The following is an 11,863-nucleotide window of genomic DNA, read 5'->3' on the forward strand; positions in this document are numbered from 1 at the left end:
CGTATCCCGATTTTGATGGTCTACTTCTTACCCTGATAAGCCAGCACGACCCCCGCAAGCGGCGGCAGGTCGATCTGCACGGAATATGGACGGTTCATCCACTCCAGCTCCTCGCTCAGCAGGTCGCCGTTGCCATTGCCGACATTGCTTCCGCCGTAATAGGTGGAGTCGGAGTTGAAGACTTCGCGATATTTGCCTTCCAGCGGAACGCCGATGCGGTAGCCTTGACGCACCACCGGCGTCAGATTGAGCGCGATAACCATGATTTCGTCGCCGTCGCCCTTACGCAGATAGCAAAGGATCGACTGCCGGTTGTCGTTGCAGTCGATCCATTCGAACCCTTGCCAATCGAATTCGTAACGGTACAGCGCCGGGCTGGTCAGGTACAGGTGGTTGATGTCCTTCACCATGCGCCGCATGCCCTGGTGCAGCGGATAATCCAGCACATACCAGTCCAGCGTGCCTATGCTGTTCCATTCCTGTCCCTGCGCAAACTCGGTACCCATGAACAGCAGTTTTTTGCCGGGATGCGTGAACTGGTAAGTGTACAGCGTACGCAGATTGGCATGGCTCTGCCATTCGTCCCCCGGCATTTTGTTGAGCATGGAACCTTTGCCGTGCACTACTTCGTCATGCGAGAACGGCAGCATGAAGTTTTCGGTGAAAGCGTAGAGCATGCTGAAGGTAATCATGCCGTGGTGATACTGACGATGTATGGGATCTTCTTCCATATAGCGCAAGGTATCGTTCATCCAGCCCATGTTCCATTTCAGATCGAATCCCAGGCCGCCTACGTAAGTAGGGCGGCTGACCTGCGGCCATGAAGTGGATTCTTCCGCTATCATCAGTACGCCGGGGCATTCCTCGTGTACCGCAATATTGATTTCTTTCAGGAAATCGACAGCCGCCAGATTTTCCCTGCCGCCGTACTGGTTCGGTACCCACTGACCTTCTTCGCGCGAATAATCCAGGTACAGCATGGAGGCGACGGCATCGACGCGCAGACCGTCGATATGCATGTCCTGCAGCCAGAAAACCGCGCTGGAGATCAGGAAGTTTTTCACTTCGTTGCGGCCGAAGTTGTAAATCAGCGTCGCCCAGTCCAGATGTTCGCCCAGACGCGGGTCGGCGTGCTCATACAGCGGCGTGCCGTCGAAGCGCGCCAGACCGTGAGCGTCTTTCGGAAAGTGCGCAGGCACCCAGTCCAGCAGCACGCCGATGCCGTTCTGATGGCAGTGATCGACAAAATAGCGAAAGTCGTCCGGCGTGCCGAAACGGCTGGTAGGCGCAAAGTAACCGGTTGCCTGGTAGCCCCAGGACAGGTCGAACGGATGTTCGGTAATCGGCATCAGTTCGATATGGGTAAATCCCATGTCTTTGACATAATCGACCAGACTGTGCGCCAGTTCGCGGTAGTTTAGAAATTCGCCTTCCATGTCACGCCGCCAGGAGCCCGGATGCACTTCATAAACCGACATCGGACTATGCTGCCAATCCGCCGTTGCGCGCCGAGCCAGCCATGGATCATCGCGCCATTGATAGTGTCCGTCGTTGGGGATGATCGAAGCGGTGCGCGGCCTCAGTTCCTGTTGCCGTCCATAGGGGTCGGCTTTCAGCAGTACCCCGCCATCGTGCCTGTTACGGATTTCGTACTTGTAAACATGGCCCTGCTCCAGGTCGGGAATGAACAGCTCCCAGACGCCGCTGCCGCCGCGCACGCGCATGGCATGCGTGCGTCCGTCCCAGCGGTTGAAGTCGCCGACGACGCTGACGCGTTCGGCATTGGGCGCCCATACCGCGAACAGCGTGCCTCCGACGCCATCGACCTGATGGTTGCGCGCGCCGAGGAAACGGTAGGTATGCCGATGCCGGCCTTCGCCGAACAGATACAGATCGAAGTCGCTGATTTGAGGCGTGAAGGTATACGGATCGCGCGAGCAGTGCTCAATCTGCGCGTGATCGCGCCAGATCAGGCTGTAATGCGCCGGCAATGCCGAAGCGTCGCCGCGCCATTCGAACAGAGCGCTGTCCGGCAGCCGCGATAGAACCATTCCGCCTTCGGCGATGCGCACTTCCGTTGCATGCGGTAAAAATGCGCGTATCACGGTGCCGTCAGCATCCGTATGCCGTCCCAGCACAGCGAAAGGGTCATGGTGCCGGGCTTCGCTGATTCGAATCTGTTCGGTAGTGAGATGCGGGTTATGCATACATGTTTTCCCTGTTGAGGTCGGGTATCAAAAATCGGAAGTCAGGATGGCGTCGGTGCGGCGGCAAATCTCGCGCGCATAGTCGGTCCATAGCCCCTCGCCCCAGTAACGGAAGCAGCTGGTCTGGGAGCACAGCAGATGGAACAGCGCGTTGCGGTAACGCGCATCCGAAGCCGGGACACCGGACGCGATGACTTTGTCGTAGAAGCGCGCGCTGACTTCTTCCATCGGTTTGAGGACGTTATCGTAACCCTTGACCCAGGACAGGTTGCCGGTCCAGCTGCCTCCGTCCATGTGAAACTGGTGATGTTGCTGTCTGATATCGGCTATGACTTCTCCGAGCCGAGCCACTCCGTCTCCCGGCTTCATCCGATCCCAGATCAGCTTCTGGAATATGGGTTGGATGACCGGAAAATCCTTTTCGCTCAAGCCCAGCGTGAACAGATACTCCAGGTATTCGGTCGCATTGACGGCGGGTGTTGCGCTGTGACTGCTCTCGCGTATCGCGTCCATGAACTTGGGCGGAAACTCGTTCATCATTACGCCGCCGTTCTCGCCGTCGGCGATTTGCGTGACCAGCGGCGGCACCTGATGGCCTCCCAGATCGACGCGCGCCAGGCCGAGCGCTTCGTAGTAAGGCTGCATCTGCGCGACCAGCTTGGTGTCCGAGCCTTGTGTTTTGACGATGGCGATGATGCTGACGGTTTCGCCCCTGGAGTTGGTGCATACCAGGCGATGCGGCAGGTGAGGACGGCGCGGATGCGCGCCGTCCTCCGGATGCTCCACTGTGTGTTCCTGCACCAGCACCCATTGGTAGCCGCAGTCGACCAGCGTTTTCACGAATTCGTATGCTACGTCCGGGTGGTTGGGCAGCGCCATTTCCGACGGAGAGAAACCGCGCACGCGCGCCAGCGCATCCAGGCCGAAGATGGCGGCGAAATGATGCTGCCATGCGCGCACATGCAGACGGAAGTCCTGCACCGGCGTGGAGGGCGCGACCGCATGACCCCACGGCGCTCCCAGCCATTCCACGCAATGGCGGTAATCGGGGTTGCAGGTAATGGTTTTCAGGCTGTCGAAAACATCGTTCAGTCCCATTTTGCGCAGGCCATGGAACAGCACACCGGAGTATTCCAGCATGATGCGCGGCTGTTTGCCTTCGTGCACCAGTTGCGACAGAAATTCTCCCATGCGCTTGTAACACTGGTGGAACACCGAAGCGTTATGATTGTCGCCGATGCCGGGATTTTCCATCATGTACTGCAGGTTGCTGATGATCTCCGCAGTGCGCAGGTCGCCTCCGCCTGCCGGGATCAACGGCTGCTGCATGTGCAGCGCGTTGGCGTATGCGCTTTTGACGCGGCTGAAATCGATCCCGCTTTCCGGCAGAAATACCGGACGTCCTTTGGTTTCGGCAATGGCCTTGGCAATATCGGCTTCGCTGCCGCAGATATTGGGTAAACCGTCTATATATTCCGCCAGTTGAGTCATGGAACCTTCTCCTTGTGTTGGATATCGGGGGAATTACTTGTCGCGAATATATTCATAAATGTTTACATAATCCTTGCCGGGCTGGTTCCACGAGTAGTCATAGCGCATGCCGTTGATCGCCAGTTCGTGGAACTGCTCGGGTTCATTGAACCATAAGCCGATGGCGCGATCCATCGCCGACTCTATGGCCAGGTTGTCGGTCTGATGGAAAACAAAGCCGTTACGTTCCTGTCTGGGGCGTTCGGAAAAATCCCAGTCGAATACGGTATCGATCAGCCCGCCTACTGCGCGCACGATAGGCACCGTCCCGTAGCGCAGCGCGATCATCTGGGTAAGACCGCAGGGCTCGAACAGGCTGGGAACCACCAGCATGTCGGCGCCGGCGTAGATCAAATGCGCCAGCTCTTCGTTATAGCCGATTTCCAGGTGACAATCGGGATTATCGTTGAGATGGTGCTTGATGGCCCAGAAGTCCGCGTTGATGCCGGATTCCGGACTGGAACCGAGCAGTACGAATTGGGCGTTCCTGTGCAGCGCATGAAAAATGGCATGGCGGATCAACGGCACGCCTTTCTGCGGGTCCAGCCGGCCGACATAGGCGACGATGGGTTTGTAGGCATCGCGCAGCAACATGCGCTGGCGCAAGGCTTCCTTGGTTTTGTATTTATTGCTTATATCGCCGGCGCTGTAATGATAGGGGATATGCGGGTCGCTTTCCGGATTCCACATATCGTAATCCAGCCCGTTCAATATGCCGCCAAAATGGCTTTGGTGCTGGTGCAGCACATGACCCAGGCCGTAGCCCCAGTCGCTATGGCGTACCTCCCAGGCGTGAGACGGTGAAACAGTGGTGACGAAATTGGCGTAGACCACCGCTCCTTTCATGAAGTTGATCGCGCTGTGGTTGAAATCGTCGCCCATGCGATCGCGCTGGAAATAATACTCGGGCCGTCCCAGGCCGGTAAGCCAAAGTATATTCGCTCCGGCGATGCCCTGATGCTTGAAATTGTGGATGGTATGGCAGGCCCGGCTGTGCCACATTCCTATGTGCTGATAGATTTCATAGAGCATGACCGGAACCAGCGCGGTTTGCCAGTCGTGGGTGTGAATCACATCCGGGCGCTTACCGGATTTCAGCATAAACTCCAGTGCGGCCTTGGAAAAGAACGCAAAACGCACGTGCTCGTCAGGAAAACCGTAATAAGCGCCGCGATTGAAAAAGTTTTCCGGCGAATGCGGCTCGATAAAAAAGCATTTGCGACCATGTACGAAACCGAACCAAACCGTACAGGATATATGGTAGTTAAACCATGGCACCAGCAGATTTTCATAGCATTTCTGCAAACCCCAAATGTGGTCGTAGCGCATGCAATCATACTTGGGCAATATGATTTCCACGGAGTGACCGCGAATTTCAAGTTCGCGGGTTAATCCAAATACGACATCTCCCAACCCGCCTACTTTGGCTACCGGCGCGCATTCGGAAGCAATCATGACGATATACATCACTCTACCTCACAGGTTTTATAATTCCATATTATCAGCGGCAGGGCGCGCGGCGCGCGCCTTGTGGGATTCAGTCCCGCAAAGTACGCAGTGCGTATCCCGCAGGCCTGTTTTTTAAAGTTTGTCGGGCTTTCTCAAGATGGGCCAGGCTGTCGTCCATCTGTTGATGAGCGCGCGGCAGCCACGCCTCACCCCAGAAGTAGTGACAACTGGTTTGCGCGCGCAGCAAGAGCCAGCGCGCCTGTTCGAGCAGTTCATGCGCTTCCCTCTCCTGTTTATTGGCTTGTTTTTGTACGTCCTGTACGGCATTGCTCACTGTCTCCACTCTGAGCAGCGCTTCTTTTTGCGCCTGGGAGCCGGTCCATTGTAGAAAGTCGCGGCCGTGATGCCAACCGGTATTCCATGCGCCGGTGTTTACCCTGACTTCGCCGCTGACGCCATAACGGTCCAGATAGTCGTCGATAAACGTCGGGCGTATCGCGCCGCCGGAACGGGTGTAATCCATCAGGCTTCGGTAAAACCCCCAGAAATTGGCCTGAGGCTGCCAGTTGCGGAACCATCCGCCATTGTCGCCGTCGGTGGCGGTTGTGACCAGCGGTTCAAAATCGCAGCCCTGTGTGCGCGCAGCCGTTTCCCTGGTAAACCAGTCCAGATCCATGCCGGATTCCTGGGCATTGGATAAATCCCGGTCCCGCACCACGACGATGATTTCGGCATCGCCGTAGCGGGCGACATGAGGCCGGTAGCGCAGTTCCTGCCATGTCATCGGCGTAACCGCTTCCACATACTCGCTGTCCACCAGCACATAGCGATATCCGGCGCGCTGCAGCAGCGGGATCAGTTCCATGCTGAAGCCCATCTCCGGCGGCCAGAAGCCCTGAAACTGGTCGCGCCAGAACAGGTGGCGGCCTATTCCCTGCCAGCGGCGTATCTGTTCCTCGCGATCGGCTTCCGGGATCAGCGGCAATACCGGGTGATAATATCCGGTGCCCAAGATCCGGAAAATGGAAAGGTTTTGAAAATACCAGAGCAGGGATCCGCAGTCGACCACGCCGTACATGCGGCTCTGGAAATCGAGATCCGAGAGCGTTTCCAGCAGGGTGCCTGACAACGACAGATGGACCCTGCCGACATCCTCGTATCCCCACAGCGAGCGAGGAATGCGATCCATGGCTTCCAGTACTTCCCGCGTTTCCCATGGCTGGTAAGTCAGCAGTTCATCCAGGTTTCCCGCAGGTTGATGAAGGTTCAGTACTAACGCGTGGTGGATAGTGTGCATACGTTGCTTCCTCGAGTCCGTGATCTACAATTCGATTGGGCATGATAATAACCGATTATGACCGTTCTATAACTATCCAGTATTCATCCGGGGCATCAAAAGCGACCGGTGTTCAGGCCGGGAGGGATGGACTCTGACTGTGCGGTGCAGTATGTCTATAAAAGTTACCTGATTAGCACTGAAGTTCACTGACAGTTGGCACAGCCCGGAATCTCGCCCGGGAACGCTGGCAGTTTCCGGTTTATTTCCACTGACGATAGGCTTCTTGTGAAGATTAGTGCTAATCAGGGAAATTATGATGCATGTAATCGGGCAAACCGGCGATGATAATGGGCGTTCCCGTATGGGTAACCTTGACAAAATACCGCGCATAAGCGCTTATATATCCGCGTTGATCACAAAAAGCAAAATAACCCGACATGAGCCTGAATATCGATCAGTTTACAGAATCCGAACTCGTTGACCTCAACCACAGAATTGTGAAACCCCAGCGTTTTCTTCGGCAAATGCGAGCGCATGCCAGTATGCTGAAATTCTCGATTGGCGCTCAGGTCTGTTTTGAGACGGACGATTTACGCACTACCACCGGAACGCTCATCCGCTATAACAAAAAAACGGTTTCGCTGGTAACCAACGATGGTCATCGCTGGAATGTCTCGCCGAGCCTATTGCGTCTGGTCGAACCGCGCGACATCACGCCCGTTGCTGATGTGCAAGCCAGGAATATTCTGCAAAAGTGAGGTTCCCTCGTTTTTTCGTCTTCCAAGGGCGTCCCACTGGCGATTCAGTGATTTACCCCGGCAACGACTTATCAGCCGTATTTGATAATGAAGGAAAATGGCCGTTCGAACACAAAGACGGAACGCCATTGCTTAAAATACGGGCGCGCCGGAATTACTCGTTGACTTCAATCTGTAGCGAACGGCTCGCCTCAGTCGTTTCGGAACATTCGGCCTGAAAGAACGGTATTTGACTATTGGATTTCACTGGCATGTAGGTTTGGGCTGGGATTCCGGGCTACTTTACTCATTTACGCAGAAATCGTTACACCTACCCCGTGTGCAATGCCGGTTTGGGGAGACTTTCGATTATCCTGCTATTCTGAACGCGCTCAACGAATCCGGATAAGGGAACAGTATCGTGATTATTCAGAGTTTCATCAGTAACAGCATTCCCGCCGATTTGCCGCATGTGCGCCTGGGGCTCTATCAGGGCTTCGGACCTGCAGGCGATATGGCGGCAATAGAGCATAACCTGGATGTGCTACGCGACGCTGCGGCCCAGGCCGGCGCCTATGGGGCGCACCTGCTGAGCTTCCCCGAACTGTTTCTGACCGGCTACAACGTGATGGACGCAGCTACGGCCCACGAGCTGGCCGAAAGAATTCAGCGCGAAGGCATCCTGGAGCAGGTGGCAGCCGCAGCCGAGGAGAATCGTCTCGCCATAATTTGCCCGTACCCGGAAGCGTCCACAGTGGCTGGAGAGCGCCGCTACTACGACAGCATCATCGTCTACGGCCCGGATCGCAACGTTCTGAAAAATTACCGCAAAACGCATCTCTGGGGCGGCGATGAGCGCAACAACTGGTCGTTTGGTTATGTTTATCCAGAGGAAGGCGAGGCTTATACGGTCTTCGCAGTCAACGGCGTGGGCGTGGGCGTACTGAACTGCTACGAGGCCGAATTCCCCGAGCTTTCCCGCATCCTGGCTCTGAAAGGAGCGCAATTGCTGGTGATCCCCACCGCTGCCGATGATTTCATCATCCTGCGTAGCGGAGAAAAAACTAAAACTGCGTACCCTAATGTAGACTTTCTAATCCGCGCCAACGCCTATCAAAACGAGTTTTTTTGCGCCTACAGCAACCGGCGCGGATTGGAGGTTCTGGACGGCCAGGTAGTGGGAGGCTATCTGGGCAACAGCTGTCTGGTGGATCCTCACGGCAACTTTCTGCTGCCCGAGATCAGCCTTCCTCCGGCCAGACCGGACAAACCCGGATCGGGCTGGAATGATCAGATGCTGATGATCGCCGACTGCGTACCCGGCTACTATGGCCCCACTCACCCGGAAACCTGTATCCGCGACCGATCGATGTCCACCCATTACTTCACTGATCGCCGCTGGAGTCTGTACGGCCAGCTTTCAGCAAAAACCTATGTGAATCAGGAGTCCGGCAAGACGCATATCTATCCTGAAACGCCCGAATGAGTTGTGCACTCTCAACCGATTGTAATCATAGAAGAGTCGAAAATGCTTATCGCCAAAAAAAACCAGAATGAATCCAACGCCATCTATGCGAGCCGCTACATGTGCGAAGTGGCGCCTAAATACGATTTGCCGGATGAAGGCATGCCCGCCGGAACCGCCCAGCGCATCATTCTGGATGAGCTGAATCTGAACGGCAACCCGGCCTTGAATACCGCCAGTTTCGTGACTATCTGGATGGAACCCGAGGCTGACGATCTGTTGCAGAAAACCAGCAATATCAACTTCATCGACTTTCATGAATACCCCACCACGCTGGCGATTCATCAGCGGGTGGTGAATATGACGGCCGACATCCTGCATGCGCCCAGGGAAGTAGCAGGCGGAACGAGTGTGTCTGCGATGGGAACTGCCACAGTAGGTTCTTCCGAGGCCATTATGCTGGGTCTGCTGGCCCATAAATGGAGCTGGAAGAAAAAGCGCGAAGCCGCCGGCCTGGATGCATCCAGACCCAACGTGATCTTCGGAGCCGACGTGCATTCATGCTGGGAAAAGTTCGCTCTTTATTTCGACGTTGAACAACGCGTTATTCCACTGCGGCCCGGAAAGTATGTGATCGGCCCTGACGATGTGGAACCGCTGCTGGATGAGAGCACCATTGCTGTCGGCGTGGTGGTGGGGACGACCTTCACCGGTCAAAACGACGACTTTGCAGGCATCAATGAACTGTTGATCAAGGTTAAGGCTGAGCAGGGCTGGGATATTCCGATGCATGTTGATGGGGCGTCGGGCGGATTCGTGATGGCGTTTGTCAATCCTGAGGTGGCCTGGGATTTTCGCCTGGAACAGGTGCGCTCCATCAATGTCAGTAATCACAAGTTCGGTCTGGTATATCCAGGCATGGGCAGCATAATTTTTCGGGATCAGACCTGCGTACCCGATGATCTGATATTCAAAATCAATTATCTGGGCGGCGAGATGCTCAATTACAGCCTGAACTTCTCCCGCTCCGCCTCCCAGGTTTATCTGCAGTACTACAACTTTCTGCGTTTGGGCCGAGCTGGTTATACCCGCATCATGACCAATATCATGAGTAACGCCCACTATCTTGAAGAAAGGCTCATGGCGCTGGGACGTTTCGATTTGCTTACCGACCGCAACTATCTGCCGGTAGTGGTGCTGAAACTCAAGGACGACAACGCCTATACGGTGTTCCAGATCTGCGAAGTGCTCCGCGAGCGCGGCTGGGCCGTGCCCGCTTATACCTTGCCGCCCGATGCCCAGGACATAGCGGTGATGCGCGTGGTGGTAAAAGAAAACTTCAGTCGCGATATGGCCGAGATGTTCTCCGAGGATGTGGAGCGCGCCTTGAAGCGCCTGGATGTGGATCAGCCCAATCACCGTCATCCAGGCAAGATAAAAAAACACCCTATCTGCTAAGGTCCTGTCCAGAATCAGCCTGAACAGTTTTTTGCAATAGCTCGGGAAAGGTCGGCCTTGATTTATCGTTGCTGAGTTTCCTCAGCATCCTGTTCGATAATGGGCTGTACTTGGCATATGGTCAGAAATAACTTTGGGTTACGGTATCCGGGGTTAGGCGGATGCGCTATGTATATCCCCTCTTACCAGGTCATGCCAACCTGTTGCGTCTTGACTGGGGTAAGGGCCGGCGTCTTTTCCGGATGACGATACGCAGCCTTCCGCGGATGTCCTTTGCATGCTATTAGTTGATAGCGTAGCGCTTGAAAAGCGTCTGTTTATTCCCTATTCTTGTTGTACTCGATTATGGGGCTGGAGCGTAGAATCTGGCCGTCAAGATCATAAACATTCGATGCTGTTGATTTACTGGCATAAATCGGCGGCAACGGCGATTACACCCCGAGGGGGCAGGGTATGGTGGAAACTAACACGCGGGTTTTGGAAAATGTTCCCAGCCCGTTTTGCGGTATTGCTTCAGACGATCTGACCATACAAGTCAGCGGCAATACCCTGAAGGTGCTGGAGAACGGCGACAGCATCACGGTTGCCGGTTTCGAGCAGCCGCTGACGGATACGCAGCCGCGTGTTGCCGGTAAGGACGTAACGCTGCAGGAGGCGGTATCTGCCGTGGCGGGCTTGCTGAAAGCGGCGCGGCTGCCGGTGTTCAGCGGTTTCGGCACCGATGTGAACGATACGCGCGCCGCGCTTTCGCTTGCGGATCGCAGCGGCGCGGTTCTGGATCAGGCGCGCTCGGAAGGCGGCCTGCGCAACTTGCTGGTGCTGGCCGATTCCGGTTGGTTTGCCACCACGCTGGGCGAGCTGAAAAACCGCGTCGAAGTGCTGGTGGTTTTTGGCAGCGATATCGAAAGCGATTTTCCGCGTTTCTACGAACGCTTTATCTGGCCGCAGGAAACGCTGTTCGGTCAGGATGCCGGCAAGCGCGAAATCATCTATATCGGACGCGCGCCTTCAGGCGAAGCTTCTACTGCGCCGGATGGCCGCAAGCCCGTGGTATTGCCTTGCGCGTTGGAGGATTTACCGGCTGTCGCCGCAGCATTCAACGCTTTGACTCACGGCGCCCGTCTGCAGGCCACTCATGTCGGCGGTATCGCTGTTGCGGATCTGGCCGCAGTGCTGGAAAGGGTAAAGCAGGCTCACTACAGCGTTTTTACCTGGGCGGCGGGACATCTGGCTTACGCGCATGCCGATCTGACCGTTCAGCAATTATCCGCAGCAGTGGTTGCGCTCAATGCCGGCGGGCTGACGCGCTCCGCGATTCTGCCGCTCGGCGGGCAGGACGGCGACAGAACGGCGAGTCAGGTCTTTGCATGGCAAAGCGGCTACCCGACGCGCATCAGCTATGCGCGCGGCTATCCCGAGTACGATCCTTACCATTTTTCCGTAGCTCGTCTCCTGCAAAGCGGCGAAGCCGATGTACTGATATGGATTTCCACGCTCAACGCGCGCCTGGCGCCGCCGGCAACCCATATTCCCACCGTAGTGATAGGCCGCTCCGGCATGCGCTTCGAGCGTGAACCGGATGTGTACATCCCCGTTTCCACGCCCGGAATCGACCATGCCGGGCATATGTATCGTTGCGATAACGTCGTATGCCTGCCGTTGCACAAATTGCGCGATTCCAATTTACCGACAGGCTCTGCGGTGCTGGCGGCGATAGAAAAGGCTTTAGAGGAGTAAC

The 11,863-nt window shown here is 55.9% G+C and carries 8 protein-coding genes; 4 read left to right on the top strand and 4 right to left on the bottom strand.

Annotation, left to right across the window (positions count from 1 at the left end; translation table 11 throughout):
• Positions 1-20 precede the first annotated feature (20 nt).
• From glgB to F6R98_RS03245, 4 genes are all read right to left on the bottom strand, one after another.
• Positions 21-2,207 (bottom strand): 1,4-alpha-glucan branching protein GlgB, encoded by a 2,187-nt coding sequence (glgB, locus tag F6R98_RS03230; protein ID WP_153247743.1) that lies wholly within the window; start codon positions 2,205-2,207, stop codon positions 21-23.
• A 27-nt stretch (positions 2,208-2,234) separates the two neighbouring features.
• On the bottom strand, positions 2,235-3,698 hold the full coding sequence (locus tag F6R98_RS03235) for a glycosyl hydrolase family 57 (protein WP_153247744.1): 1,464 nt from the start codon (positions 3,696-3,698) through the stop codon (positions 2,235-2,237).
• Positions 3,699-3,731: 33 nt separating this feature from the next.
• Complete coding sequence (gene glgA / locus F6R98_RS03240) at positions 3,732-5,204, bottom strand: glycogen synthase GlgA (RefSeq protein WP_153247745.1); 1,473 nt, start codon at positions 5,202-5,204, stop codon at positions 3,732-3,734.
• A 70-nt stretch (positions 5,205-5,274) separates the two neighbouring features.
• Positions 5,275-6,483: a polysaccharide deacetylase family protein gene (locus tag F6R98_RS03245; RefSeq protein WP_153247746.1), complete on the bottom strand. Its 1,209-nt coding sequence runs from the start codon at positions 6,481-6,483 to the stop codon at positions 5,275-5,277.
• Between the two features lie 419 nt (positions 6,484-6,902).
• On the opposite strand from F6R98_RS03245, the gene F6R98_RS03250 reads away from it, so the two are divergent.
• The 4 genes from F6R98_RS03250 to F6R98_RS03265 all read left to right on the top strand — a co-directional run bounded on the left by F6R98_RS03250 (position 6,903) and on the right by F6R98_RS03265 (position 11,862).
• A complete protein-coding gene (locus F6R98_RS03250; RefSeq protein WP_153247747.1) occupies positions 6,903-7,223 on the top strand; it encodes a hypothetical protein in 321 nt (106 codons plus the stop codon).
• A gap of 400 nt (positions 7,224-7,623) precedes the next feature.
• The gene (locus tag F6R98_RS03255) at positions 7,624-8,688 is read left to right on the top strand and encodes a nitrilase-related carbon-nitrogen hydrolase (RefSeq protein WP_228125065.1); all 1,065 of its coding nucleotides are present in this window, start codon (positions 7,624-7,626) and stop codon (positions 8,686-8,688) included.
• A 42-nt stretch (positions 8,689-8,730) separates the two neighbouring features.
• On the top strand, positions 8,731-10,125 hold the full coding sequence (locus F6R98_RS03260; protein ID WP_153247748.1) for a glutamate decarboxylase: 1,395 nt from the start codon (positions 8,731-8,733) through the stop codon (positions 10,123-10,125).
• Positions 10,126-10,578: 453 nt separating this feature from the next.
• Positions 10,579-11,862, top strand: coding sequence for a formylmethanofuran dehydrogenase subunit B (locus tag F6R98_RS03265; protein WP_153247749.1), 1,284 nt, complete (start codon positions 10,579-10,581; stop codon positions 11,860-11,862).
• The last annotated feature ends 1 nt before the right edge of the window (position 11,863 follow it).

Source organism: Candidatus Methylospira mobilis (genome assembly GCF_009498235.1).
GTDB classification, from domain to species: domain Bacteria; phylum Pseudomonadota; class Gammaproteobacteria; order Methylococcales; family Methylococcaceae; genus Methylospira; species Methylospira mobilis.